This is a genomic window from Sphingopyxis granuli (assembly GCF_001559015.1).
In the GTDB taxonomy this organism is placed as follows: Bacteria; Pseudomonadota; Alphaproteobacteria; order Sphingomonadales; family Sphingomonadaceae; genus Sphingopyxis; species Sphingopyxis granuli.
The window spans coordinates 568755-595324 of record NZ_CP012199.1; the positions used below are offsets into that span (position 1 = coordinate 568755).

The 26570-nt window shown below is 62.2% G+C and carries 32 protein-coding genes; 30 read left to right on the forward strand and 2 right to left on the reverse strand.

Features of this window, described 5'->3' with window-relative positions:
• The first annotated feature begins 101 nt into the window (after positions 1-101).
• The 27 genes from SGRAN_RS02690 to SGRAN_RS02815 all read left to right on the forward strand — a co-directional run bounded on the left by SGRAN_RS02690 (position 102) and on the right by SGRAN_RS02815 (position 24330).
• On the forward strand, positions 102-5246 hold the full coding sequence (locus SGRAN_RS02690) for a lactate dehydrogenase (RefSeq protein WP_067180499.1): 5145 nt from the start codon (positions 102-104) through the stop codon (positions 5244-5246).
• A 300-nt stretch (positions 5247-5546) separates the two neighbouring features.
• Positions 5547-6023, forward strand: coding sequence for a hypothetical protein (locus SGRAN_RS02695; RefSeq protein ID WP_021244078.1), 477 nt, complete (start codon positions 5547-5549; stop codon positions 6021-6023).
• Between the two features lie 256 nt (positions 6024-6279).
• Positions 6280-7527 (forward strand): hypothetical protein, encoded by a 1248-nt coding sequence (locus SGRAN_RS02700; protein WP_021244079.1) that lies wholly within the window; start codon positions 6280-6282, stop codon positions 7525-7527.
• A gap of 167 nt (positions 7528-7694) precedes the next feature.
• Positions 7695-8504, forward strand: a complete 810-nt coding sequence (locus tag SGRAN_RS02705) for an N-6 DNA methylase (protein WP_067186847.1) — start codon at positions 7695-7697, stop codon at positions 8502-8504.
• 137 nt (positions 8505-8641) lie between these two features.
• Positions 8642-9337 (forward strand): DUF5983 family protein, encoded by a 696-nt coding sequence (locus tag SGRAN_RS02710; protein ID WP_021244081.1) that lies wholly within the window; start codon positions 8642-8644, stop codon positions 9335-9337.
• A 74-nt stretch (positions 9338-9411) separates the two neighbouring features.
• Positions 9412-10059: a hypothetical protein gene (locus tag SGRAN_RS02715; RefSeq protein WP_021244082.1), complete on the forward strand. Its 648-nt coding sequence runs from the start codon at positions 9412-9414 to the stop codon at positions 10057-10059.
• 11 nt (positions 10060-10070) lie between these two features.
• The gene (locus SGRAN_RS02720; protein WP_021244083.1) at positions 10071-10532 is read left to right on the forward strand and encodes a hypothetical protein; all 462 of its coding nucleotides are present in this window, start codon (positions 10071-10073) and stop codon (positions 10530-10532) included.
• A complete protein-coding gene (locus tag SGRAN_RS02725) occupies positions 10513-11331 on the forward strand; it encodes a hypothetical protein (RefSeq protein ID WP_021244084.1) in 819 nt (272 codons plus the stop codon). The genes SGRAN_RS02720 and SGRAN_RS02725 overlap by 20 nt, the downstream gene beginning before the upstream one ends.
• Before the next feature lie 37 nt (positions 11332-11368).
• Positions 11369-11779, forward strand: a complete 411-nt coding sequence (locus SGRAN_RS22075) for a hypothetical protein (protein ID WP_148648541.1) — start codon at positions 11369-11371, stop codon at positions 11777-11779.
• Positions 11780-12014: 235 nt separating this feature from the next.
• Positions 12015-12209, forward strand: coding sequence for a hypothetical protein (locus SGRAN_RS02735; protein ID WP_021244086.1), 195 nt, complete (start codon positions 12015-12017; stop codon positions 12207-12209).
• 132 nt (positions 12210-12341) lie between these two features.
• Entirely contained in the window at positions 12342-13823 is a 1482-nt protein-coding gene (locus SGRAN_RS02740; protein ID WP_021244087.1) for a DUF3560 domain-containing protein, read from the forward strand.
• Positions 13820-14338, forward strand: a complete 519-nt coding sequence (locus SGRAN_RS22765) for a hypothetical protein (RefSeq protein ID WP_021244088.1) — start codon at positions 13820-13822, stop codon at positions 14336-14338. The genes SGRAN_RS02740 and SGRAN_RS22765 overlap by 4 nt, the downstream gene beginning before the upstream one ends.
• A gap of 2 nt (positions 14339-14340) precedes the next feature.
• Positions 14341-14781 carry a hypothetical protein gene (locus tag SGRAN_RS02750; RefSeq protein ID WP_021244089.1) on the forward strand — a complete coding sequence of 147 codons (441 nt, stop codon included), beginning with the start codon at positions 14341-14343 and terminating at the stop codon, positions 14779-14781.
• 149 nt (positions 14782-14930) lie between these two features.
• Positions 14931-16631, forward strand: a complete 1701-nt coding sequence (locus SGRAN_RS02755) for an ATP-binding protein (protein WP_021244090.1) — start codon at positions 14931-14933, stop codon at positions 16629-16631.
• 74 nt (positions 16632-16705) lie between these two features.
• A complete protein-coding gene (locus tag SGRAN_RS02760; RefSeq protein ID WP_021244091.1) occupies positions 16706-17296 on the forward strand; it encodes a DUF1419 domain-containing protein in 591 nt (196 codons plus the stop codon).
• Between the two features lie 43 nt (positions 17297-17339).
• A complete protein-coding gene (locus SGRAN_RS02765; RefSeq protein ID WP_021244092.1) occupies positions 17340-17879 on the forward strand; it encodes a hypothetical protein in 540 nt (179 codons plus the stop codon).
• Complete coding sequence (locus SGRAN_RS02770; protein ID WP_021244093.1) at positions 17876-18241, forward strand: DUF6283 family protein; 366 nt, start codon at positions 17876-17878, stop codon at positions 18239-18241. Before SGRAN_RS02765 ends, SGRAN_RS02770 begins: the two co-directional genes overlap by 4 nt.
• A gap of 83 nt (positions 18242-18324) precedes the next feature.
• Positions 18325-18747, forward strand: coding sequence for a hypothetical protein (locus SGRAN_RS02775; RefSeq protein WP_021244094.1), 423 nt, complete (start codon positions 18325-18327; stop codon positions 18745-18747).
• Entirely contained in the window at positions 18744-18959 is a 216-nt protein-coding gene (locus tag SGRAN_RS02780; protein WP_021244095.1) for a hypothetical protein, read from the forward strand. Before SGRAN_RS02775 ends, SGRAN_RS02780 begins: the two co-directional genes overlap by 4 nt.
• 67 nt (positions 18960-19026) lie before the next feature.
• Positions 19027-19215 carry a hypothetical protein gene (locus tag SGRAN_RS02785; protein WP_031290719.1) on the forward strand — a complete coding sequence of 63 codons (189 nt, stop codon included), beginning with the start codon at positions 19027-19029 and terminating at the stop codon, positions 19213-19215.
• Positions 19216-19243: 28 nt separating this feature from the next.
• Positions 19244-19438 carry a hypothetical protein gene (locus SGRAN_RS22080; RefSeq protein ID WP_062066102.1) on the forward strand — a complete coding sequence of 65 codons (195 nt, stop codon included), beginning with the start codon at positions 19244-19246 and terminating at the stop codon, positions 19436-19438.
• Positions 19435-19983, forward strand: coding sequence for a hypothetical protein (locus tag SGRAN_RS02790; protein WP_021244098.1), 549 nt, complete (start codon positions 19435-19437; stop codon positions 19981-19983). The genes SGRAN_RS22080 and SGRAN_RS02790 overlap by 4 nt, the downstream gene beginning before the upstream one ends.
• A 122-nt stretch (positions 19984-20105) precedes the next feature.
• A complete protein-coding gene (locus SGRAN_RS02795) occupies positions 20106-20621 on the forward strand; it encodes a hypothetical protein (RefSeq protein ID WP_021244099.1) in 516 nt (171 codons plus the stop codon).
• 78 nt (positions 20622-20699) lie between these two features.
• Positions 20700-21101: a hypothetical protein gene (locus tag SGRAN_RS02800; protein WP_021244100.1), complete on the forward strand. Its 402-nt coding sequence runs from the start codon at positions 20700-20702 to the stop codon at positions 21099-21101.
• Complete coding sequence (locus SGRAN_RS02805) at positions 21076-21675, forward strand: hypothetical protein (protein WP_237233731.1); 600 nt, start codon at positions 21076-21078, stop codon at positions 21673-21675. The genes SGRAN_RS02800 and SGRAN_RS02805 overlap by 26 nt, the downstream gene beginning before the upstream one ends.
• Positions 21676-21760: 85 nt before the next feature.
• A complete protein-coding gene (locus SGRAN_RS02810; RefSeq protein WP_237233732.1) occupies positions 21761-22897 on the forward strand; it encodes a hypothetical protein in 1137 nt (378 codons plus the stop codon).
• A gap of 428 nt (positions 22898-23325) precedes the next feature.
• On the forward strand, positions 23326-24330 hold the full coding sequence (locus tag SGRAN_RS02815; RefSeq protein ID WP_013846873.1) for a deazapurine DNA modification protein DpdA family protein: 1005 nt from the start codon (positions 23326-23328) through the stop codon (positions 24328-24330).
• A 111-nt stretch (positions 24331-24441) separates the two neighbouring features.
• Here SGRAN_RS02815 and SGRAN_RS22500 read toward each other — a convergent pair whose 3' ends face one another.
• Positions 24442-24618, reverse strand: a complete 177-nt coding sequence (locus SGRAN_RS22500) for a hypothetical protein (protein ID WP_013846872.1) — start codon at positions 24616-24618, stop codon at positions 24442-24444.
• 234 nt (positions 24619-24852) lie between these two features.
• Between SGRAN_RS22500 and SGRAN_RS02825 the strand changes: the two genes are divergently transcribed.
• The 3 genes from SGRAN_RS02825 (at position 24853) to SGRAN_RS02835 (ending at position 26306) form a co-directional block, all read left to right on the forward strand.
• Positions 24853-25455, forward strand: a complete 603-nt coding sequence (locus tag SGRAN_RS02825; protein ID WP_062066100.1) for a hypothetical protein — start codon at positions 24853-24855, stop codon at positions 25453-25455.
• 87 nt (positions 25456-25542) lie between these two features.
• Positions 25543-25857, forward strand: a complete 315-nt coding sequence (locus SGRAN_RS21455) for a type II toxin-antitoxin system Phd/YefM family antitoxin (RefSeq protein WP_021244107.1) — start codon at positions 25543-25545, stop codon at positions 25855-25857.
• Positions 25854-26306: a type II toxin-antitoxin system VapC family toxin gene (locus tag SGRAN_RS02835; protein WP_021244108.1), complete on the forward strand. Its 453-nt coding sequence runs from the start codon at positions 25854-25856 to the stop codon at positions 26304-26306. Before SGRAN_RS21455 ends, SGRAN_RS02835 begins: the two co-directional genes overlap by 4 nt.
• Positions 26307-26330: 24 nt before the next feature.
• Here SGRAN_RS02835 and SGRAN_RS22505 read toward each other — a convergent pair whose 3' ends face one another.
• Positions 26331-26480 carry a hypothetical protein gene (locus SGRAN_RS22505; protein WP_021244109.1) on the reverse strand — a complete coding sequence of 50 codons (150 nt, stop codon included), beginning with the start codon at positions 26478-26480 and terminating at the stop codon, positions 26331-26333.
• Between the last annotated feature and the right edge of the window lie 90 nt (positions 26481-26570).

A 26570-nucleotide genomic window follows, 5' to 3' on the forward strand; every position in this document is an offset into this window, starting at 1 on the left:
CTCAACCCAGGGCCTCACGTCGCGCCCTGATCTTCGACCAGCCTGAGACGCTTGTGGGCCGCAGCGCCGCGCCCGCGAACCCACCAAAAAGGAAGCATTCCATGCGAAACAGTGCATCCGCGCTGGCTCTCCAGCTATGCCTCGATTTCGACCAGCCGGTCAGGCCTCCCGATCCGGCGCCCGATGCAGCGGGCGTCTCCCAGGTTTGCGAACCTACGCTCTTCTCGCTGGCGCCGTCGGAGGTGCTTGCCCCCAGCGATTTCTCCTTCGCCGCCGGGCGGATGCTGGCGTCGTCATGGAAGGTCCGCGCGCAGGACAATGTCGAGGCGATCAGGCTGCTGAACCTCCTGGACCGCGAAGAACGAGGGGCGACGCCGGCCGAGCAGGAAGCGATCGCGAAGTTCATCGGCTTCGGCGCCTCCGAGCTTGCGAACAACATCTTCGCCGATCGCGCGGGCACATTCCGCGATGGCTGGGAGGAACTGGGGCAGGGCCTTGCCGCGGAGACGACCGATGCCGAACTCCAGTCGCTCAAGCGCGCGACGCAATATGCCCATTATACGCCCGAATATATTATCCGCGCCATGTGGGATGCCGCCCGCATCCTCGGTTTCACTGGCGGACAGGTTCTTGAGCCGGGATGCGGCAGCGGCCTCTTCATGGGTCTGCGGCCCGACTGGCTGGCGAGCGACACGCTGTTCGTCGGCATCGAGAATGATCCCGTCACCGCCCGCGTCGCGAACGCGCTCTATCCGGGTCAGATCATCCGCTGCATCGATTTCGACAAGGCGTCGCTGCCGCGCGACTTCGACCTCGCCATCGGCAATCCTCCGTTCTCGAACCTCAGCATTCAGAACAAGACCAGCCTAGGCCGGCTTGGGCTTTCGCTCCACGATTTCTTCATCGCGAAATCGCTGGAGCACCTTCGGCCCGGCGGCGTCGCCCTGTTCGTGACCTCACGCTATTCGCTCGACAAGAGCGATCCCAAGGCCCGCAGCCATATCGACGGCATCGCCGATTTCCTCGGCGCCGTGCGTCTTCCGGGCCGGGCCATGCGGCAGGAAGCTGGCACGGACGTCGTCGTCGATATCCTGCTCGTCCGTAAGCGCGAGCCTGATCTCCTCCGGCCCGGCCACAACTGGATCGATCTGGCCGATGTTCCCGACAGCGACGAGGGCGAGGGGCCGCTGCGCATCAACCGCTATTTCCTGGACAATCCCGGTCATGTGCTCGGGCGCCATGAATGGAAGAGCGGCCAGTTCGGCATGGACTATCACTGCGCCGCCGAGCCGGGCGTCGACCTTGGGCAGGCTCTCACCACCGCCCTGTCGGGAATCGCGTCCCGATATGAAGGCACCTGCCGCCCCGTTCATCGCACGACATCGCTGCGTGACCGGGTCGATGTTTCCCTCAACGTTGAAATCGGCACCGCCGCCGACGAGGCCGAATTCAAGGAAGGCAGTTATCTCGTTTCCGGCGGTGTCCTGCACCAGGTCGTCGACGGCATGCCCACCGCGGTTGACGTCAAATCGGGGCGGGGCACCACGGGCCTGTTCGCCAAACACGCGAGTATCATCAAGGCGCTGATCCCGATCCGCGATGCGGTCCGCGCGATCCTGCGGGCGCAGCTGAACGACCAGCCCTATGCGGCGTCCCAGGAGAGGCTGCTCACGCATTACAGGCAGTTCACGAAGAAGTACGGTCCGATCAACCGGACCATCACCAGCATCCGCACCGACCCGGACACCGGCGCCGAGAAGGAATATCAGCGCCGCCCGAACCTCCAGCCCTTCCTCGACGATCCCGACGTCTGGCTGGTCGCGTCGATCGAGGCCTATGACGAGGCGAGCGATACCGGTACGCCCGGCGCGATCTTCACCGAACGTGTCGTCAAGCCGCCGGTCGCCCATGAAATCCACTCGGCGCAGGATGCGCTGGCGGTGTCGCTCCACGAGCGCGGCCGCGTCGATCTCCCACTCATCGCCGGTCTGCTCGGCGTCACCGAGGCCGAGGCCCTCGCCGACCTTGCCGACGACGTCTATCTCGACCCCATCCGCACCACGCCCCATTTCGACCACTGGGTTACGGCGGACGAAGCGCTTTCAGGCCCCGTGCGCACCAAACTCGCCCTCGCGCGCGAGAAGGCTGAATCCGATCCCCGCTTCAATGCCGTCACCACCGCGCTCGAGGCGGTCCAGCCGGTCGATCTGAAACCCAGCGAGATCACCGCGCGGCTCGGCGCCCCCTGGATTCCCACCAATGTCATCAAAACCTTCGTAGCGGAGATCATGGAGGTCGAGACTACCATCTATCATACCGTCGATATTGCGAGCTGGACCGTCGACAAGGCCCCGTTCGCCGGACACGTCAGTTCCACTTCGACCTGGGGCACGGCGCGCCGCGGTGCAGCAGACCTGCTCGAAGATGCCCTCAATTCCCATATCCCCAAGATATACGACGTTCACCGCGAAGCTGACGGTTCAGAACGCCGCGAGCTCAATGTCACCGACACCGAAGCCGCGAAAGAGAAGCTTGCCAAGATCAAGTCGACCTTCGAAACTTGGGTGTGGCAGGACAGTGAACGCGCCGACCGCCTGGTCCGGATTTACAACGACGCCTATAACAACCTCGTTCCCCGGACCTTCAACGGCAAGCATCTGACGCTCCCCGGCGCGTCGACCACCATCCAGATACGCGATCACCAGAAGCGCGTTGTCTGGCGGATCGTCGCCGCGGGCTCGACCTATGTCGCCCATAGCGTCGGCGCGGGAAAAACCTTCAGTCTGTGCGCTGCGGTAATGGAGCAGCGCCGTCTCGGTCTCGCCAACAAGCCGATGATCGCCGTGCCCAATCATTGCCTCGCGCAGATCGCGCGCGAGTTCCTGATGCTCTATCCCACCGCGCGCATCCTGGTCGCCGACGACACGAACTTCATCAAGGAGAAGCGGCGGCGGTTCCTGGCCCGTGCGGCGACCGGCAACTGGGACGCGATCATCATCACCCATGATGCGTTCAAGTTCATCCCCACGCCGGCAGCGTTCGAAAAGCAGCTGATCGAAGACCAGCTTGCCAGCTACGAGGTGCTGATTACGGGCATCCAGAGCGACGACCGCGTCTCTCGCAAGCGGGTCGAGCGGCTGAAGGAGGGACTCCAGCGGCGGCTTGAGAATCTGAAGGCCCGCAAGGACGACATCGTCCATATCGGCGAGATCGGCATCGACCAGATCCTGGTCGACGAGGCCCAGCAGTTCCGCAAGCTGACCTTCGCCACCAATCTGGGTGACCTCAAGGGCGTCGACCCGGTTGGCTCGCAGCGGGCGTGGGACCTCTTCGTCAAAAGCCGATACCTTGCAGACATCAATCCCGGTCGCGAACTGATCCTGTCGTCGGGGACGCCCATCACCAACACCCTCGGCGAGATGTACACGCTCCAGCGCTTCATGCAGCCCGATGAGTTGCATGCCAAGGGCCTGCACGAGTTCGACGCCTGGGCCGCGAACTTCGGTGACACCCGCACCGAACTCGAACTTCAGCCGAGCGGCAGCTACAAGCCAGTCACGCGCTTCTGCGAGTTCGTCAACGTCGCCGACCTGATGGCGATGTATCGCAGCGTTGCCGATGTCGTATTGAAGGACGATCTGCGCCAATATGTCCGGCTGCCCACCATCAAGGGCGGCAAGCGCAAGATCATTGTCGCGCAGTCCGGGCCGCCCTTCAAAGCCTATCAGAAGGTGCTCGCCGGACGCATCAAGGCGATCGAGAACCGCAGCGGGCGGCCCCAGAAGGGCGACGATATCCTCCTTTCGGTGATCACCGACGGGCGGCATTCGGCGATCGATCTCCGCTTCGTCGATCCCTCGATGGGGAACGAGGAGGGCAACAAGCTCAATCTCCTGATCGAGAATGTCCACCGTATCTGGCGCGATACGAGCGACAATCGCTACACCGATCCCGAAACCGGCAGGCCCTATCCGCTGCCCGGGGCGGTGCAGATGATCTTCTCCGATCTCGGCACCGAGAACGCCATCGAGACACGCGGCTTCTCCGCCTATGTCTGGATCCGCGAACAACTGATCGAGATGGGCATACCGGCCGATCAGATCGCCTTCATGCAGCATTACAAGAAGAACAGCGCGAAGCAGCGCCTGTTCAACGACCTCAATCAGGGGCGCAAGCGCATTCTCATCGGCTCGACTCCCACTATGGGAACGGGCGTCAACGCGCAGCAGCGCCTCAAAGCCCTGCATCACCTCGACGTTCCCTGGATACCCTCAGATATCGAGCAGCGCGAGGGTCGGATCGAGCGCCAGGGCAACCAGAACGACGAGATCGAGCTCTACGGCTACGCCACCAGCGGCTCGATGGACGCGACGAACTGGCAGATGCTTGAGCGCAAGGCCCGCTTCATCGCCATGGCGATGTCGGGCGATCGCTCCATTCGCCGGATCGAGGATGTCGGCTCCAACGTCAACCAGTTCGCACTGGCCAAGGCGTTGGCGTCCGGCGATGATCGCCTGATGCGCAAGGCCGGGCTCGATGCCGAGGTCGCAAGGCTCGAACGCCTGCGCGACGCGCATATCGACGATCAGTATAATATCCGCAGAACCATCAAGCGAACCGCGGACGCCATCATCGACAGCTCCAACCTGATCGCGAAGCTGGAAGCCGATATCGCACGCCGGGTTCTTCCGCGGCACGACCAAGTTCTTTTCGATTGCGGCGGCACGATGATCACCGACCGCAAGGCCGCCGGCGAACGTATCCTGAGGCAAGCCTTCGAATTGCGGCTGCACGGCGGCCAGGCCCGCCAGTCGCTCGGCACCGTCAACGGTATCGATGTAGAACTCGCAGGCTACGAGGCCGTCGACGATGATGGCGAACCCGGTATCCGCACGTCTGTCGCGGCACTGCACCACGGCGAGCGCAACGGGTTTGAGGTATCCGACAAGACGCGCTGGAGCACGGCGTTGGGTCGGCTCGAATCCTCCATTCTCAATCTCGACGCCGAACTTGCCGCCGTGCAGGCCGATCTCAAGGCGAACGAGCGGCGCCTTCCAGCCTTCGAGGCGCGTCTCGGCCAGGACTTTCCCGATGCCGCCCTGCTGGAAGACAAACTGCGGGAACTCGCCGAACTGGAAGCCGATCTGGCGACGACCAAGGGCGAATTCGAGCCGGGGAATGACGATGGCGCAATCCTGACGCCGCCTTCGAGCAACGAAGGCGCAGCGGTGTCGCAAGCGGCCTGACCGGTTTCCTGTCGTAATCCAGCTCGACAGATCACGCGCTGGCCGCCGAGGAGGCGCTGTTCAGAAGCGGCGACCAGTAGCGATCGCGTTCGGCGACGGCATCGGACGAAAGGGAAGGGGGTAGGCGTGGTTGGTCGTCGGGGGGCGGAGATCATCGCGGTAGCCACACAGCATCAGATCCGCAACGCCGCTGAGCGCACCGACAATCCCGCCGCGATCCCCCAGCATGGTGGAATGTTGGCTGCGGAAAAACCCACGCCACAAGCCCTTTGTCCAATCTCCACTTGAGGAGTCACGCGCATGGAAATCACTTTCCACTTCGGTGCCGCCGGCCATCCCGTCAGCAGGATACTCCACGCTGTCTACGGCTCCCACTATGGCGTGGCGCTGGCTGCGGCGCGCACCTGGCACCAGCGCATGATCGCCTCCGCGCGAAACGGAACCCCGCCCGGCGGTCAATTCGTGATCGAGGTCAAGAATGATGCGGTGGTTCGGACCGATCTCATCTTCGATGCTTATTATTTCCGGCAGCATCAGGAACCCGATGACTCCTCCTGGTTATGCCAGTTCCAGTCCTTTCCCCTCGCCATTCCCGAAACCGTCAAACAGATCGTGACCGAGGCGCTCCGGCACACCCTGGTCGATGTTGGCTTCCTGATCCCGCGCGCCGAGTGGGAGGAACGATACCCCGAGCAAGCCGAGATGCTGCGCCAGTTTCGCCAGGCGATGCACGATCGCTTCGGCCCGCGCGATGATCAGGGGAAGGACATGCCATAAGCTGGCACGGCCTCTACCCGCTCGCCGACGCGATCCGGCCCTTCGTGGTCACTCGCTATAAACTGGCTACAATCCTTGGCGCCGCTCGGCTCCACGAGATCAGCTCTCCGCCCGTGTCCTGGAAGTGCCGCGGGCGGCCATAAGGAGTGAAGGGGGAAGCTGGGAAGGGAGCAGGCGAGTGAGTCCGAATGGACCACGGACCACCACACCCCGGTTCTGCGCGGGGTGGGCTCTTCCTTCTTCGGAGACATTTCCCATGACCACTCCCAGATCCGCGCCATGGACGGCGCAGGAAATCACTACGCTGCGCGCCTGGTATCCGGCCGAAGGGCACGGCGTCGCGCAGCGGCTACCGGGCCGAAGCATCCATGCCTTGCAGGTCAAGGCCCACAAGCTCGGTCTGAACACAGCGCATAGAAATTCCGCGCCCAGACCGCATCTTGAAGGCGAATCACTCGAGGAAGCCATCCGGCTGCGCGAGGTCGAAAACTGGTCGTTCAACGCCATCGGCAAACATTTCGGCATCTGCGAAGCCAGCGCCTGCAATGCGGTGACGATCGCCCTTTGTGTCCGGCGCGGATACCGTCCCGCGGAGCGCGATAAGCATGGCCGCCTGACGGCCGAGGGCATAGAGCGACTGCGCTACGCATTGAAAAAGGGCTACAAGGGCATCGACATCCAGTTGCGTCTTGGCGTCTCGGCCGCCTGCGTTTCCGAACAGCGCCGCCGATATAACCGTGAACTGCTTGCCCGCGGCAAGGCGCTACTACCACCGCCGGGAGGTGGCCAGGCCTACAGCGGCGTCAAGGTTTCGGCGGCGAAGCGCAAACAGGTAGAGGAACTGTTCCTGCAGGGGCTTGGCACCCAGAAGATTGCCGAGCGCACTGGCGTGTCGCGGACGAGTTGCACACGCATCCGGACCCGGCTCTTCCGGCGCCTGCGCCGCAAGGGTGAAACGCTTCCCGGATGCGATGCCGCCGGGGTTCGTCGTGTCCATGCCGAAACCGCCCGCTTCGTCACCGATGAGCAGAAAGACCTTCTGCGCGCGATGCTCCTCGATCGTGTGCCTGTCCAGCGGGCCGCGCGCGAACTCGTGATCGGCGCATCAAGTGCCTATCGTCTTCGAGATGCGTTTGCCGCCGAACTGGCGGGCGAAGGACAGGTTCTCCCGCCTCCCAGGCGTCCCGGCCGGGTTCGCCATGCGCCGGTGCGTAGTTCGTCCTGGCCTCCAGCTTCGCCTCAGGAGATTTACGCATTTCGGCGTCTCCTATGCACGATGACCTTCGCAGACGCGAAAACCCATTGGCAGGACATGCGGCGGGAGGCGGTGAAGGCGGAACGGGAAGCCGCCGCGACGCAAAAGCTGACGTTCGAGGAGCAGCTTGCCAAGGTCGCATCCGGCGAACTGCGGATCGTGAGCGGTTTCGTCCGGAACCACCTGGAGCCGCGGCTGCCTATGCATTCTTCGCTACGAAGCAGGAGCGAGACCCTGATCGACGCCTGATCGGGCGATCGTCATCGTCGCCGTTCCATATCGCCCATCCCGGTCTGAAATGGTGGCGGGCGTCTCGGACGCGTTGTCCATTCTCGATGTGCGCCATGCCCATTTCGGGCCTGCGGGGCTTCTGGACCCGAATCGGCGGACGTCCGCCCCTCAATCAGGACATCATCATGGATTCTCACGAAAACCATGTCGCGGCCGTGACCCGGCTGTTGCGATCATGCGCCTATCGCCATGATCTTCACCGGCTGTTTTCGGACTGCATGGAAGCAAGCGCGATCAGCATCTCCAACAGCATGGACGTGCGCAATCGAGAACCACGCGAGAAGCGCTATCTCGATATCGTTGGTCAGTATGAACGCGATATCGTCGAGCTATTCCCTCAGGTCTTTGCGGGAATCGTGATGGCCCTTGAGGCCGAACCCCGCGATGCGCTCGGTACGGTGTATAATAGCCTTGAATTGCCGAGCGCAGACAAAGGACAGTTCTTTACGCCGTGGCCCATATGCCAAATGATGGCGGAGGCGACACTTGGGGACCCGAAGCTGATCCAGGATATGATAGCGCGCAAAGGTTTTGTGCGCGCAATGGAGCCTGCCTGCGGCGCGGGCGCAACGTTTATCGCCCTTGCACAAACCATGCGCGCACAAGGCATCAACTATCAGCGGCACCTCCATGTGACCGCTGTCGACATTGACGCGCGGGTCGCCCACATGGCGTGCATCCAGTTCAGCCTACTGCACATTCCTGCCGTCGTAATCGTCGGGAACTCGCTTTCGCTCGAAATGCGCGACCACTGGTATACGCCCGCGCACATCATGGGCGGATGGTCGGCAAAACTCGCTCGGTGCGATAGCGAGCCAACGGCAAGCTCCGCTCCAAACGAGAACCCTCCCGTTCCGACGACCATTCTTCCTCCGCCAGCCATAGCGGAACGCTCGGAACACCATGTCGCGCCGCGCCAGCTCAGCCTCTTCTGAGCAGACCATCGCGATAATCAGATTGGGCATTGGCACGCCCAAGCCGCCGATGTGCCCCCGGCGTTGCCGATCCCGCGATCGCGATCAGGCGCGATGTCCGCGCAATTGCTCAACCACTCATGATGAAGGAGATTGTGATGAAAGATCATCCACGATTCACGCACCTCACCTTGCTGGCGCGCGCCAGAACAGCACTGGCCTCCCATGCCGAAGCGTCCGCCGACATTGCGGAGGTCATCGCCGATCTCGATACCGCGATACTATCGATCGACCGGGCGCCTGTGGCTTGGTCCATTCCCGTCTATCTCGCCACAATCGGGCATGGCCGCGGAACCACCAATGTCGTCGCGGTCAGTTATGGAGGGCTGCAGGTGCAGGTAGCGACCTTCTGCCGCTCACAATGGGCCGAAATCAACGATAGTCGCGATCCGGGGCAACTCGACGATGCCATGGTGATACGCGACTATTTCAATCTCCATCCAGAAGACGAACTGACCAGCCGCATGGAATGGATCGACCCCGACCTCGGCTACGATCCCGAACGCCTCGAGATCGGCAACTATGTTGCCTTGTCCTCCAGCCATATATCCTGGCCGACGACAGAAAGGATCGATGAATGGATGAAAGTCGATCCGTGCGAGCGGCCCGTCAGCATCGCGGATACTCATTATGGCTGGGTCGTAGCCACCAATCCGTCCTCGTTCGGCGACTTTTTGGAGATTCCTGACGATCTGTTCCATGCGCTGACCTTCGCGCGGGGACTGGGCTGCAATTACCTGATCCTGGACCGCGATTCTTCCACGACCGATCGGCTCGTCTGTTATGAATGGTGACGGCCTGATCGAAGGGGAGGGGGAGGGGTTGAGGCGGGTGTGTGGATGCGCCCAGGCCTCAGGAGTAGAACCCCATGTCCTATGACGCCGCGTTTCGCTTTCAACAGGCGCTTGACCCCTCCGCGCTGACCACGCTTGCCGGAGGGCTGAATGTCCTGATCCGGGCAATCGACGAGTGTCGGCGCAACCAGATCGATGCGGAGCGCGATCCGGCCGTCCTGCTGCTGGCGCGCCATCTTGGCAACCTTGCGGCTGAGAACCGTCCGCCTCAGACGGAGTTGCGCCTTGCCTGCGTCGAAGCCGTCGGCGCCGCCGAACGCACGCCGATCCTGGTGACGCTGGCACGGCGCGGTGTCGACTATGACAGCGCCGCAAAGGCTACTTTTCACAAGGAGGGCCGCAAGGCGATGACGCGGCTCGCCAAGGCGCTCGGCCTCCAACGGGGGCAATTCGAGTTGCGTTCCAACATGGCGGGAATCGCGTGCTCAGGCGAAATTACTATTCACTCTGCCGATCTCTATATTCAGTTCGATCTGGGCTGCATGGGCCCCGGCCACGAGGTAATGTTCCGTAGCTGCGAGGGGCTTAAGGATTATGTCGGCGGCCGCAACCATTTCGCTTCCGTGGCGGAGTTGATCGAACCTACCCGGCTCGCCGATCGTATCCGCCGCGATCTCAATCTTCCCCAACCGGACGTCGCTGCAACCCAGCTCTTCGCCTGAGGACAGTCATCATGGAAATCATCGTCACCCGTTCCCGCATCGCGGGGACGCTGCCCCACTATGCCTATCGCGCGCTGGTCCCCGCCGACAAGGTCGCGGCCGAACGCCGAGCACTGACCGGCACGGTTGTCGGGCCAAAACATGTCGGGCGCCTCCCGTGCGTTCGTCTTGCACAGTTGCTGGCGCCCGACCGCTATTTCACGATGGCGCATGCCGAGCGCGCCGTGCTTGCCTCACGCATCGCCGCCCTCGGGCGCCGGATCGAAACCTTGATCATCCAGGCCAGCTTCCCGGAGATGACCGCGGCCTTCACACCCATCATCTTTCATCTCGATGCCGATCCCGGCGACGCTTTCAACTGGATCGACATCGACGACCTGACGGCCGCTTTCGACCGTCTCGAGTTGCGGTTCGCCAATCTCACCGCCTTCGATCTCGGCCTTCGTCCAGACGATGGCCGCTGCGCCGCCTGATGCCCGCATCGATCTCATATCCTCATCACCCGGAGAATCCGACATGGACATTTTCGTCGCCAACGGAACGCACTTCTCGCAACCGTCGAAGATCGCGCGCTATCACGCCAGCGAACGCGAAGCCCGGATCGCCGCGACCAATATGGTGAATCAGCTTCGCGCCGACCTCGATGCCAAGGGCCTGCCGCCGATCGATACGAGCAACTGGCAATTGGGGCTGGTCGGTGCGCAATGCCGTCACCTCGCCGCGCAGGGCATCGAAAATACAGACATAGACCCCGATGACCTCGCGGAAACCGCCGGCTTCGACGTGTGGATCGAACAGGCCGAACTCCAGGGGATATCGGTTCTTGCGCTCAACGATCGGGAGCTTTCGACAGTCCTTGCCGCGTTGCGCGACCACCAGCGACGTCACTGCGCGTCCGATCCCGGCGACATCGCCAGCAATCTCGGCCGGCACGAACCGCTGAACCCGGAGGAGATTGATGATCTCTGTATGCGGATCAACGGCGCCGGGCAGCTCCCGCTCGAAGCCAATGTCGTGATCGAACTCGAGGGCGGTCTTGTCCAAGGAGTCATCGCCGACCGGCCGATCGCGGTGCGAGTTGTCGATTATGATGCCGAGAGCGCCGATCCCGGCGGCCTCGTCATGGTCCCGCGCGACAATGGTGACCCCGTCCCTGCATCTATCAGCGGTTGGGCCGTTGAGGACGCCTGCATCGATCCGGAATGGATAGCGCGCCTTGATGCAGCCGACGCTCTAGACGACCGAGCCACGCCACCGATGGCAGCGGAATGATCTCGATCGATTCGACGACGATCGAGGACAGGTTCCAATGCACCGCGAATTGTGCGAGCGTCGCACGATGAACGAGCTCACCGGTCTATCGCAGGCATTGCAGGAAGGTGGCGGGCCGGGGTTGCTTGCCGAATATGGCATTGCCGTGGAAGGAAGCCCGGAAGCCCTCGCGACACTTCGTCGATTGCTTGTCGGCAAACCAATTGGCCAAGCCTTGGTGCTCATCGCTCAATTCGGGCGTCAGTATGGCATCCGGCTTTTCACGACGTCCCAATTCGATGAACATCTCTTCCTGAAAGACGCGGCCCGCTTCGGAATGGATTATGAAGAGGCCACTATGTTTGCCCTCAACCTGATTCCTCAGCCTGGTGCCGTCCCCAAATTGAGTTCGGAAATACGCCCGCTGCATTTAGGCGCCACCCGGAAAAAGCGACCACCCAGGCAATAGGCGCCCGCTCGCTACAACTTCGCCATGCGGTGGTCTGAAGGATATAGACATCGCGATCGCACCGTCACCGGCTCGATCCGACTGGTGCGCTCGTTCCCGCTGACCGTTGGGCCTCTGCCTGAACCTATAGTCGCCGCCCGGCGACCGGCAAACCATCAAACCGCCAGGTACGCCGGGTCGCCGCTCATCTCACGGGCCATTCCTCACCACCACCATCCCCACAAGGAGTATCTGCATGACGACTTCCGATATCGATACCGCAACCGCCGAACAGCTCGCGCCGGTCCTTTACGCTGCTATTCAGCGTCTCGGTCAGTTCGGCCGCACGGGCGCTGTCGCGCTCGCTGCCCTGGTCGAAGATGACGACGCCGATTTTGAGGAGGGTGCCTCCTGGATTGGCGACATCGCCGCCGGCGATCTGCGCGAATAGCCACCCGACACCGACATTCCTTGTTTTCCACGAAGCCCGGCCATCGCGCCGGGCTTCGTGATTCTGGGGAAACGTAGATGCACTGCCTCGCCCCGAAACCTGATGATCGCGGGCCCCTCGAAAGGACGATCGATGACCAGCTTTACCGCAACCTATAGCCCGGAAGACAACAAGATCCGCATTTACGCATCATCGCACCTTGATGCCGAGACCTATGCACAGGTCAAGGCGGCCGGGTTCAGATGGGCTCCGAAGCAGGAGCTTTTCGTCGCTCCCAGGTGGACGCCGCAACGCGAGGATCTGGCCATCGAGCTTGCGGGCGAGATCGAGGCCGAGGAAATGAGCCTGGCCGAGCGCGCTGCGATCAGAGCAGAGCGACTCGAAGGTCTTGCAGACAAGCGCAACGCCCAAGCCAATGCCTTCGCGCACCGCGCGGATGAACTATCGCAGGCCTTCTACATGGGTCAGCCGATCCTTGTCGGCCATCATAGCGAACGCGGGGCGCGCAGGACACAGGGACGAATGCACTCCGCCATGACAGCATCTGTAAAGGCGGAAAAGGCAGCAGGCTACTGGCTCGGCCGCGCGAGCAGCGCCGGGCATTATGCCAGCAGGAAGAGCGACCCGCGCGTCCGCGCCAACCGAATCAAGGCCCTGCTGGCAGAACTGCGGGACTTTCAGCGCGGTCTCAACAGGGCCCATGCGGCGCTGGCGATCTGGGAGGAGATCACGACCGACGAACAAATCCGTCACGCGCTCGGCAACATGGATTCCCGCGAACTCTGGTCGGGCTATGATGTCTATTACAAGGTCAACAGGGGCGAGATCACGCCTGCCGACGCACGGCAACAGTGCATCGACGGGGCAACCGTCGCCGTCAACGGTCCCAACCGCCGCCGCTGGATCGAGCACATCCTGCACCGGCTCGCGTTCGAGCGTTCCATGCTCGGCGACGTGCCGCGCTATGACGGCGAACTAACCCCGGTCATCATCCAGGCCTTCGCTCGCGAGCATGGCGCGGAAAGCCCGAAATGTAGCGCGCTCACTGTCGGCCGTTTCCGTCTCGAAAGCCCGGTTCCACTTCCGGCGCATATCGCGTCGGCATCCTCTCTTGAACTGAACGAGGATGACTGGCGCGACCTGATGCAGGCGTGCGGCTACATCGTACTGGAGAAGAAGGCTCGCCGGGCGGGCAAGCCGGGCACGGTGCCGCTGATCAATCCATCGCGCGAGCAGGCCGAACAACTTCAGCGGATATGGAACCTGCGCATGGCCGCAGCCCGCAAGGGCAAGCAAGGTGCAGCCAAGCCCAACGAGGTACGTGCGACGGAGCAAGCCTTTTATTCGGCCAATTCAAAGGGCGACTATGACGTATTCAAAACGGTGGAGATAGCCGCAGATGGCCGCCCCGTGCGAATGGGCTGGCAGGGGCATGAGCGCGTGCGGTCCGGCGAGCCTGTCGCCCGCATCCGCATCTCTGATCTAGGCAACGAAATGTACCAGCCGGACGCCGTTGTCTTCATCACCGACAAGCCGAGCAAGGCGTTGCCGATCGACCTCGACGCTCTTGAAGCCGATGCCCGCCATGCCGTGAACGAGGAGGCCGCAGCATGAAAGCAGGCGTCTCTTCCTGGCCCGCAGAGCCATCACGGATCGCGGTCCATCCGCCCAGCGTTTTCGCAAAGGCTGAGATCGCGTCCGCTGCGGAAAACCAAAACCGCACCATGCCGACGGATAGTCTCGTATCCGCCCTCGAAACCGCTGCCTGCCTCTGGGAGGCGGTGCTGACATTGCGCGATCATCCCAGCTCCGACCCGGACGCCGTCGCCTTGGCGCTGGCCATCCGCGAAACCTGCAATGCGGTCGGCGCCGCTGACCTGCGCTTGACAGTCGTGGGCTGGGCCAACGCGGTCGAGGCTGCCTGGAGTGTGGTCGCCGACACCTACGACCTGTGTTTCGACTGGGACTTCGTGCCGGGCTGGATCGTCGATCATATCGACTGGTCCGATCCTACCCATCCCACGATCAGGCCGGAACCCGTGCCGGAAGGCCCCGATCGTGCTGCGATCGACGAACCCGTCACCGCCCAGCCGCCCGCTTGGCGGCTATCTGCTGACGAGGGGAACTGACCATGGGGCGCTCGGTATCCCATCCCAGCGGAGCGCATGTCGCGTTCGCGCAGTGGGACGCGGGCTGGATCGAGGACGACGACGATTCCGACACCCGCCATTTCGATGAATTTGCCGCACAGGATGACTGGGACTTCATCGTCGCGGATTTTCGGGAGCAGGTGCTCGCACTCTATCCTTCGGCATGGACTCATGACGGATGGATTGACCGTGAAGATCGGATTGTCGCCATGAACGGCTATGCCCGTTTCGGCCTCTCGGAATATTGCGGCTGCATAGCCTATTGGGTGGTCTTGCGGGATGACATCGGCGCCGGCCGGGAAGGGCTGGCAGAGCAATGGTTCGACCAGATCGGGCCAAAGTTCGAGCAGCGTTTCGCGACGCTTGTCCGGCTGGGCAGCTTCTCGAACGGCGAGTCCGTCTATCGGCGTATCGCCGCCTGATCGCCCGGCCGGCCGATCCCATATTTAGCTCATTTCACGATCGCAGGATGCCGCCGGAGCGCTGCTTACCGATCGCACAATCGCGCCATGAAGGGGAGGGGGCGGGAGGTGGGGGCGATGATGAGGTCGCAGCATTTCCGGAGACTCACATGACTTTCCCCACCACTATCCACACCACGGTCGGAGATTCCCTGCTTACCAGGATCACAAGGTTCTTTGACGGCTCGGTTTCTGCGTGCCTGATCGAGGCGATCCAGAACGCACGCCGGGCTGGCGCCAAGCGGATCGATATTTCCCGGATCGAGAGCGATCGGGGACCTGTGCTGCGTATCCGTGACGACGGATGCGGCATCGCCGATCCGGTCAAGTTCCTGACGCTTGGCGACTCCGGTTGGGACGAGACGATCGCCCGATCCGAAGATCCGGCGGGCATGGGCGTGTTCAGTCTTGCGGGACGTTATGTCACGGTCCGTTCCCACGCGGCTGAACTCGAGGTGGCTTGGCAGGTGACCATCACCCCCGACGCCTGGGAAAGTGGCATGCCGCTCGATCTTGCGCCGGCGGCCATCGACAAGGGCACCGAGATTGAGGTCGACATGACCGAAGACTGGGTGAAAGCACTCAATCAGGCGGTGAAGGATGCCGCGCGCTTCTGCCCGGTGCCGGTCTGGCTCGACGGCAAGAGGCAACTCCACGAAAGCTTCCTCGCCGATGCGACACGCGTCGAGAAATGGAACGGCTGCAACATCGGCATCTACTGCGACAATATTCATGTTCCACGCGAACTGGCGCGGATCAACTTCCATGGCCTCACGGTCCCGTGCCAGCTGCCGCATATCCATGACGTGGATGGTGGCCGTGGATGGTATGCCAAGGTCGACATCATAGACGCAGGCCACCTACAACTCGTGCTCCCTGCGCGCAAAGAAATGGTGCAGGGGCCGGCGCTCGAGGCGTTGCGCGAGGCCTGCGAGGCGGCGATCTTCCGCACCGTCGCCCGCAAGGGTCACCATCGGCTGTCGCATGCCCATTGGCTGCGGGCCAAGGCGCTGGGCGTGTTCCTCCCTGAAGCCGCACCCTGGCTGTCGGTCTGGACTCCGCGCACCGCGGAAGCGGATAGCACCATGTTCGGCGAGCGGGTGGCGGGTGAACCGATGATCCTGATGCCGACGGACCAGGCCCATATCGAGCAGTGTGCCGAGCGCGCCCTCGCGTCGGGACGTCTGCACGGCGCGACCCCAGTCGAGCCCGTCGATGAATTCGCGGGATACGCCTGGTATGACGAACTTCCGCGAGTGCTCGGATGGTCCTTCCGGGTCGACCAGGGCGAAGGCGACGTCTTCGATTATGCGGCTGACACGCAGCTGTCGCAGGTCGTGGTCTCCGGGCGCGTCGATGCGATCGAACTCGAAATCGCCGTGCAGGCGTCAGCCGATTCCGGCGAACCTGCCGAAATCCTCTCGTTACCGGCGGATGTGCTGATTATTCCCGATGACTGCTCGAACGATCTCGATAACGTCACCATCCTGCTCAGCGCCGACTGTGCAATCACACCCAGCGAACTCGCCTACCTGCTCGAAGCCGCCTGTTTCTATCACGACGACGATTGCGACGCCGACAGCTATCATACCCAGCAGGCGACATTCGATATGCAGGCGCGCTTTGCTGCGAACATGTTGCTGCTCGGCGAGGATGCCGCAATCCTTGAGCGAGTCCGCGAGGCGATCCGCGAGCATGTCTCCTGGCTGATCCCCAAGGACCGGGCGATTAGGATGCAGGCTGTCAACTATCTGGTTGAGGCCAGCTTCGCGGACAATGACGACGGGGCCGCTCTCGGCGCCGCCGAATAGCCCATTCTCTTTCCGGCCTGCCCGGCGCGTCATCACGCGCGCCGCGGCACGCCATGTCCATGAGGAATCGTCCCATGACCCAGGCTCCTCCATTCAGGAAGATTTTCGACGGCGTCGCGACACGCGAGCAGATGTTCGAACTGTTCAACCGCGTTCCCGATTGTTCGTTAGAGGATCGCATTTCGGGGAAGGCTTTTGAGAATAGATGGTTCGAGATTGAACTCGAATCCTACGAATCCATGCTTGAGGAACTGCCGCCGCTCTTCATGCGCGCCGGGATGTTTGCCTGGTCTGAACTCAAGGCCGGTTTCGTCGGTTCGGTCTTCTTCGCCATCACGATCGGACGCAAGCGCTGGTTTACCGGTTATTGCAATCTTGGAGATCGCCATAGCCCCGACGCGATGCGGGCGGCAATCATAGCCCATGAGACAGCCGCCGCTCCGGGCATGACCCGCGAACAGAAGCTGGAACTGATCTGGTCGCACACGCATCCTGATATTCGTGGTCTTGCAGGCGAGGCCGATCCCGATGCGTGGCCCCCGGAAGACCGGGGCAAACGCACGATCGTCATTTGTGAACCGGACGGCGGTTCCGCTTTGAAACTGCTCGAACGCCTCACCGATGATGAGATCGACCACCGGCTGCCGTCGGGGCCGGCGATCTAGCCTGCCGGGTGCTGTTCCATCCTTTCCATCCAGGAGCTGAAAGATGGCCAATCACTATCTGCAAACGGCGTTCGCCATTCCGCTGATGCCGCAGGAAGCAATCCTGCTCAAGGAATGCTTCGCCGTATCGACCCAACTGTCCAGCGACTTCGCCGAACTCCCGTCTAACGGGATGCAAGCGGTGAAGACCTATTACGCGTCGCTCAGCGAGGGATTCAGGAACACCTTTCCGAACAAACCGGAGGAGGAGGATCCTTTCGCGGACTTTCTCGATCTCTGGTCGGATCCGGGCTTTCCCGAGTTCGATGCCGATCTCATCATTCAAGGCGACCCGGAGGCCAAGACACAGTTCGCGTTCATCAGCGGCCATGAAGCCGACGTTCCGGCCCTCGCATCGCTGATCCAGAAAGTCTGCAAATCCGCGCTGCCGTTCGGCTTTCAATGGGCGGAGGTGGCCGACAAGGACATCGCTGACGGTTTCGGAGGCGGTTACTATGTCGTCACCGATACTGAGATATTCGGCGGCTCGACCCGGTGGCTCATGAAGGAGACGCTGCAAACATTGCGAGCTGGCGCGACATGAAGCCGCTGCTCAAGCAGCCGTGCAACGAATGCCCCTGGCGCCGCGATCATCCCGCCGGCTGGCTGGGCGGCTACCGGCCGGAGGATTTCACGCAGCAGATCCAGTTCGACGGGCCGCCGCTGCCTTGCCACAAGACCATTCCGGGCGATGGCAGCGATGCCCGCGCGATGTGCGCCGGCGCACTCATCTTCATGCGCAACAGCTGCAAAGGCGCGCATCACCCCGAATATGGCGACGCGCTCGATATGATCGAGCCGGATACTGAGACAGTATTCGCCTGGTCACAGGAGTTTATCGACCACCATAATAACCCGGCGCATTGGGTCGAGAACGTCCGGGCTCGGATGATGAAGCGCCCCTGAGACCGCCAATAGCTCTTCCATCCCCGACATAGCACCGGACACCTCGTGTGCCCCGTCTGGTCGCACCCGCGAAGGAGATTCCGATGAACGACGATCAATTCGACGCGCTGGTCGATGACGCTACCCATGCGGTCAACACCCTCATTCCCAACACTGTGCTGGACGGTCTGCGCGATAGCGAAAGGTCGGATCTGCTTTTCCAGATCAATGACGCGCTGACACCGATCCTGCGCGAAGCGATCGACAGGACCGATAGCGACAATCCGACCCGCGCCAGCACGATTGCTGCCCTAATCTGCGAGCTGCTGGAGACTCATGCCAAAAAGTGCGACGAGAGCGGCGATTGCAAGGATGACCGTCCGCCCCATGTAATTTCGGAAATCCATGGCACAAGCGCCAATATCGACAGCATCGCAAGCTGCGATATCCAGACGGGGACGCAGATCTACCTCGTGCTGGGCGATCGTTCCGCCTTCCGCATTACCGTGGAGGCGGTCTCCACATGATCGAGATGCACATGGGGCTTCGTGCCCTGAGGCAGATCGCGCTCGCTGCCGACCAGAGCGAACGCGACGTCGTCAGGACGGATGTATCCGATATCCTTGAGCGCGCCGGTTGGGAAAATTCGGCGCGCACCGTCATCGACAGCATCGGTTGCCCAGTCGTCTCCCACGATGCCGCCTCCGACGATCAGGAAGACCCGTCACAACAAGGCTGATCCCGCATCGGCCATGCCCGCCTACCGGGCAGCAAACCTTCCCCATCTCAACCTCATGGAGGATATCATGGCCCAACTGTCTCCCCTTCGCGAGCGTTTGGCGAGCGCGGAGCACGCATATGCCTGCGCGATTCAGCGCCGTAGCGCCACCGGCCGCAACCAGTATGTCATCCGCACCGGCAGCCCGATCCAGCCGTTCTGCGTGACGGAGACGCGCCCGGCGAAGGACGAAAATCTCGTACTGCACGTCGCCTGATACCAATCCCATCGTCGTGGAGGCGCCAATGAACCCTGCCGATCGATACCCGATCACGCCGGGCATGTGGATCAGGACCGAGGAGAACGAGAAGTTCTTCTTCCTGCGATATTCATCGACCGGCCATTGGGGTTTCTTTTCCGAGGAGCGTCATCACACCGTGCGGGAATACAAGCTCCCGCTCGCGGGCCTCAAACCTTGGCACAAGGAACGCTGCCCATGAAAACGCACGCGATGGCGAGCGGCCTTCGGGTCACTCTGAGCAAGACCGAGCTGCAAGCCTTGCTTGCGCTCGCGCGATATGGCGCCGAACAGATCGCGGCCGCACACCATTCTTATATCGTGCCAAAGCGGCAGGAAGCCCTGGCGGCCGACGTCATCAAGGGCCTCGAACAGGGGCTGTCGTCGGTCCGCTGGAAACAGGCGGAGGCCAAGGCAAGACGCGACGCACCGAAACGCGAGGCCGAGCGACGCGCAGCACGCGAGCATCATGCACAGATCGACGGCTATACGGTTTGGGGGATGTTGAGCGACTGGACCGATCTTTCGGACGATCCCGACCGGCACCAGTGGGCGGATCTATTGAATCCTCTAACCGAAGCGCGTGAGCAGGCAGAAATTCGCCATAATGTCTGGCGGATATTCATCAGCAAGGGCAGCGCCGCGGCGGACGATCTCATCGTCTATCCGGGTGATTGCACGCAGACCGCCGATCGTCAGGAAATCGAGGTGCTCGCCCGACGAATCATCGCGCAACATCGGGAATGACGGGATCGCGCTGGCAAGATATGCGCGCGCCCTCGGAGGTGACCACAGGATCGGCCATTGCGAAAGGGCCCGCAAGGAGGGGAGTAGGAGGGGCTGACGGTGAACTTCCCTGGGAGCTTGCTATGACCGCCAGCGATTTTGCCACATACCATCGCGTATCCACGCCACCCATATTCATCTCCGGATCGCTTTCCATCCGGCAGCTTCCGGCCTGCGTAATGAAGCGGCTCGGCGTCGTCATCGAAAAGGAGTTGCCCGTCGTGATTGGCGACGCATCTGGCGCGGATGCAGCGGTCCAGCGATTCCTCGCCGATTGCGGTGTGCGTCACGTCACGATCTTCTGCGGAGGTTCCGTCCCCCGGCACAATATCGGCATATGGCCGGTCCGGCAGATCCGAGCAGATGCTCCTGCGGGTACGCGCGCCTTCCACAGCGCGAAAGATCGGGAAATGTGTCGCCTCGCCGGTGTCGGGTTCGTCATATGGGACGGAACGAGCCAGGGCAGTCGCGCCAACATCCGGCGACTATGCGAGCGCGGGCGGTATGTCGTCGTCTATCTTCGCCCTGACGACTGTTTCGTGACCCTTGCCAGTGATGCGCAAAGGATGGCGTTTTTGGCCTCCGGCCGTCTCGGCTGACATCACTGCGGAATGGTGGTTGCACGCCTCGCTAGAACCCGCCCCCAGCCTCGAACTTCCATCACAAGGATGCCATCGATGACCGAATCCATTCGATTGTCCGCCGATGACGTCCGGCAGCTGCGAGACGTCGCCGAGCGTATCGCCCGCCGCCACAGTTCCGTCCGCCGCTTTGCGATCGAGATCGCCGAGCGCTTCAGCCTCACCACCGGCAACGCTGCCCTCAATATCCGTGCGATCAGCGCCGACCCGGATTGGGCGGACACCGATCTCAATCAGACGTTCCCCTGGTCGCGCATCCGCGAGCGCCATATACTTGCGAACGGAGGTGCGCTGTTCGACCTCTATATCTACGAACGGCCCGGCATCGGGGAAACCGGCGACCTTGTCTGCTGCGTCCAGGCCGAGTTAGATGGACAGGGCCTCATTGCCGTCCACGCGGATAGCACCAGGGATGTCTGGCGCCGGTCGGACCTGTAGACTGTCTTTCCGCCCATTCGATACGATGAGCGCGATCGCTCACAGCAACCACATCTTCGGGAATCCCGCCATGCGCCTGTCAGACGAGCTTGCCGCCAGACGCCGCCTCTATGCCATGCCGCTCGTCACCGCTCCGGCGGTGATGGTCATCGACATTCCGCCGCGTCTCGCGGGGCAGGGGCTCGCACTCGATCGCTATTATATCGTCATGATCGAGACCGATGAGGAGCTTGCCGCGTTCGAAGCGTTCCTCACCGTGGACCGGGACGGCCTGCGAGCACCCGATCTACTCGATCGCAAACCCAGTTGCCGCGAGGCGGGAGAGATAAGCTTCTTCGAATTCTCGCCCCCTGAGCCGGGCTGGCCATGGATCCTGCTTTGTCACTGGCCGCGGCACTTTGCGCGGATGTTCGGCACCGACCCCGATGCTCTCGCGCGCCGGGCCTATTCGATGGAGGCGTTCGACGATCGGGAAGGCCTGGAAGCGGCGCTGAAGGCGCATATTGCCGCGTTCGGCGAACTGGCGGACGTCAAGGTCATCCAGCCGCTGGCCGGCACGGCGGGCCGGGCGTGATCAGGCTGCCTGACTTGCCCCTATTCTGGATGAGCAACTGACCGCAGCGAACAGTCCTGGGCCGCAGGAGGGGAGGAAAGAGGTGATGGGCGAGGGAGCCATAGTGGATCCTCCGATCTCCATAAGGAAACAGCCCATGCCCACCCATCAGCTATCCGGTTTCACGACGGAAGCAACCGCCGACATCATCTCTCGGCCGTCCGCCGATCTTGTCGCGCTGTCCAGCAACGAACTGATGGTTGCGCGCAAGCTTGCCTATAATCCCGAAAACGACGCGCTTGGCGAAGGTGATTTCTGGGCCGAATATATGGAAAGCGAGGACGACTGCATGGCCGCGCGCCAGGTCGTTCCGTTCGACACATTCACGCTTTCCGTCTGGCATACCCTTGCCGCCGACATGTTCGAGGAACGATCCGATGAACGCGATGCATCCCAGATCGACCGGCTGATCGAAAGGCGCGGCCTGTTTCCTCATGATCCCGCCAATCGTCCTTGGCGTATCGCGCTTCCCGCAATCGAACTCCAAATCGCGCTTGAAAAGGATATCAAAGCAGGTTCGTGTCGGACTGCCGATGCCCGGATACGGGTCGATGCCCTCGATCAATTGTCCGGCATGGAGCCCGACTTCTATACGGATAGGGAAGCCATATCGACCGCAGGCTGGGACGCTCTTTCGGTCACCATCTTCGAACAGACCTGCACTGCGCCGACGGGCGTGCGCTTCGGGAACATCTTCGATCGACCCGACCTGACGACCGGAACGCCGCTCGCGCACGCCCGCGCCCAACTCTTCGAACTCCAGACGGCGCTCGCTTCCGCCACACGGAGCCGACGGCAGGATCCTGCGTTCAAAATCTATGTGCGGGGCATGATGGACGAGCTGCTCGCGATGCCTCCGCTGCTGGAGGCGATCCATAATGACCACAGCGGCGCATTCCGCGTCGTGGCCGCCTTTCTCGACGATCATCATCCCGAATGGTCCGAGGGGCTCTCGAAGAACCAGGCATTCAGTCCCTTGCTGCCCCTGCCTGTCGACTGGAATGGCCACGTCGATATCGTTGGCCTGGTGCAGGACTCGCGCGCCCGCATGTCCGCCGAAACGGTGGGTGTCGCGCCGCAGTTCTTCGGACTCTATGCCGGACGCCGCGATGGCAGTTCCGTCTGGCTCGGGGCGGCGGCCTGCGAAGCCGATGCTCATGCGCTGGTGACCCGGTTGGGCTAACCCGGCCCCATATCGATCCGCTCATTGGCGCGGCAGACTGGTGCAACAACAGGGCGGCAACATGGCGCCCTTCGCGTTCTCCACAGGGGGAAAGGGGGTGGTTGGTGGATGAGTTTCATCTGGGAGTTCACCAACCATGTCCAGCAGCCAGCGAACCACGAACACCCCCGAAATCATCGTAACCGACAGCATCACCTGTCCCAACTGCGGCGCAGCCGAGTGCTATGATGATCCCACGAGCCCTACAGGCAAGCGGTTCAACATCAACGCCTATAAGGTCGGCGACAAGCACGGTTACTGGTGGAGCCGTTGCAACCTTTGCAATAGCTGGTTCTAGAAGGGCAGGAGGATTTCCGGCTCCCGCAAGCGTAACCGTCTTTCGTCTCACCGACCCTTCGCTTGAGAAGCGTGACGTCGCGGAGGCCAGCATGAACATAGAGATCATCGTCGGCCTCCCGCATCTCAATCGTGGCCCGCTTCTCCAGCGCGCGATCGAGATGCGCTATCCGGTCCTCATTTCAGCGAACGCGCTGTCGCGATGGGATCGCCGCGAGGGCTATGCGCGCTGGGCGGGCTGGAACCTGCGTTCGCTGGCCAATGCCTCGCGCCTGGTGTCGATCGACCTCGACTCCGCCGGCTTTGTCGTCGCTCATCGCTACCGCGGGCTGCCCTGGACGGCCGATGACTATATCGAACTGGCCGCAAGCTACCCATTTCGGCGCTTCGCGAGCCTCGACCTGTGCACCGAAGAGGAAATTGCCCGCGACCGCGACGAAGTCCTCGACCGTATCTCGCGCACCATCGCGCTCAATCATGCCTGTCATGCAAGAGCCGCCGATCGCGGAATCGATGCCCGGTTCATGCCCGTCATCCAGGGACGGCATCCCGACGACTATCTGCGATGCCTCGACGGCATTGCCGGTATCCTTCGGCCAGGCATGGTTGTCGGTATCGGCTCCATGTGCCGCCGCACGGTGTCCGGTCCTGATGGGCTTCTCGCGGTGCTAAGCCGGCTCGACCGGGACGCAGACCCTGCGCTCCGCTTCCACCTTTTCGGTGTGAAGGGAACAGCCCTCCATTATTTGCGGCCGCTTGCGCATCGCATCGCCAGCCTCGATTCCTGCGCCTATTCTCTGGCCGCGCGGATCGAGGCGTGGCGCGAAGGCTTTTCGAAGACCGACGAGTTCGTTGCCGGTCATATGGAGCGATGGCAACGCCGGCAGCAGGCCCGGCTCGACGGGGGCGACGCCGCATTCCAGCATCATCTGCCGCTCACGAAACCTGCGCTTTCGGCCGGAAACGCATGGGACAGAGCACTCGATCTCGCCCGGGCGGAAATCCGCACTTTGATCGAACAAGGGGAGATCGCGCACGAGCAAATCACCGAAGGGTGGGTCGCGCAGTGGGCGGCTGAAACCTATAGCGCCACGTAGTAACGCAGGTCCTGGTGAATTTAGCCTCGGTCGCTGACCTATGCGGTGTGCGAAGAACTCACCGGCCTATAAGGTCGAGGACGCCACGCAGGGTCTTGCCCATCGATCGAATCATCTCCTCGCCCGCCTCACCTCGTCATCCCGACAGAAGTTCCAATACTCGTCCATATCTGCGAGCGTTAGCTTCTTCGGCTGCATCTTGGCCCAGGCATCCGCCATAAAGAGCATGAAGCTCATTGCGCCGTCATCAGAAACGGCATGCGGCTGATACACGATAGGCAGGTTCATCACGAGCATCCCTGTCGGAGCACTTTGTTTCTTTTTCAAAGCGGCGATAGGCGACCGCCCGTTTTTCACAGGTCCGAGACGCTCCGATTACGCCTGTCGCTGCGAATTCACAAGATTGACCGCCAGATTGGCGTGAACGACGCGCGGTTGCAACCACCGATCACCGTCGCCGCACGGCCTGGCTGTGCCGATGGGGGCAATTGCGGCCTTCAAGCCCGCAAAAAGGAGGTATCCGTGACCCAGTGTCCCGAATCCAATTCGGCCGAGCGTCATTGCTATGGCGTGATTCTCCATCATCGCGCCGAATGGTGGCTTGTCGAATTTCCCGAGCGCGATCCGGACCCTATCAAGGCATGGGCCCTGACCGGCCAGCTTACGCCGGCGATGGCGGATTGGTTTCGTGCCGATACGGGCAATAACGCCGCCAAGGCAGAGGTCCCCGCGTTGAACCCGGACAGTCGCTGCTGGTCTGGTGAATTCTCGATCCGTCCGTCGCCGGATAGCGCCGATCGCTTCGACATCGATGCGCATCCCTGGGGCTCCGAAGCGGGCGAATTGGAGACGCGGCTTGCCCGCGCCATGATCGAAAGCACACTCTTCCCTATCCCGCCCGGCTTCCTTTCAGTCTTCACAGGCCTTCCGGACGACGATCGACCCGTTCTTGCCATCCGCCTCAGCGGCTATATCTGCTCGACGTTCGAAGTGCTCACCGCCCGTTACATGCCGGTCTATCGGCCTCGATCGCCCTGGCGGGACATATCGGGCGAGGCCGTCAGCGACAGCGGCAGTGACATTCTCGGATGGGCACCCGCCCGCGACTGGATCAGGCCGGCATGACACACATGGCCTACCGATGCCGGATCGAGCTTGCGCCGATACCGCTGGATCATTATATCTGACTAACTAGTCAGATGGAGAATTTTCATGACTACCTCCAAACGCGCCGGTGACGGCCCCGCACGCAAAGGTGGTTCCAGGCTTCCACCAGCGGCGCGCGGATGGAAGCTCGAAGACGCCAAGGCGCGGTTCAGCGAGGTGGTTCGCCTGGCCCGCAGCGAAGGGCCGCAACGCGTCACGGTGCGCGGCAAGGATGCCGTCGTTATCATCAGCGCCGACGAACTCGAAAGATTGCTGCCGCCTGAACGCAAGAAGCCGCTTGTCGCCTTTCTCGAAGGACTGCACCTCGAAGGCGTCGATCTGACGCGCGAACGCGATAGCGGACGGGACATCGTCTTGTGATCGGCTGGCTTCTCGACACCAATGTGATTGCCGCCCTCATAAATCCCAACGGCGCGCCGAGCGTGAAGACATGGGCGTCGGAGCAGCCCGAAGAAGCGCTGTTCCTCAGCATCCTGACGCTCGGCGAATATGACAAGGGAATCCACGCCATACCCGCGAACCATCCCGAGCGGCCCCGCTATATCGGGGCTCGCGATGCGCTCGAAGCGCGTTTCAAAGGTCGCATTCTGTCCGTTGATGACGCGATTATCCGGCGATGGGGAGCAATCTCCGGCGACGTCAAGCTAGGGACGGGCCATGCGCCGGGCGTTGTCGACACAATGCTGGCGGCCACCGCGATTGAGCACCAGCTTTATCTCGTGACTCGCAACGTCAAGGATGTGCGTCACAGCGGCGCAGCCATATTCAATCCGTGGGAGGATGATCCCACAACTCTGGCGCTATCCTGACCAGTTCGGGAATGAGATCCTTCCTCAGGCCCCTTCGAGCAATCGCTCCCGCGCCAGATCCAGCGCGTGCGAAAGCCGTATCGCCACCACCTGGTCCTTAGGGTCGACGAGGCATTCGAGTGCCGCCTCCATGTGCTTGATGGCGTTTTCCAGCCCTGGCTCTTCGTCTGTCATCTGTGCTTCTCCGTCCCGTCGCGCTCAGTCGGCGGGCACCCCCCCGGAGGAGGATGCCGGCCCCTGAGCCGGACGGTAGAAAGACGCGAA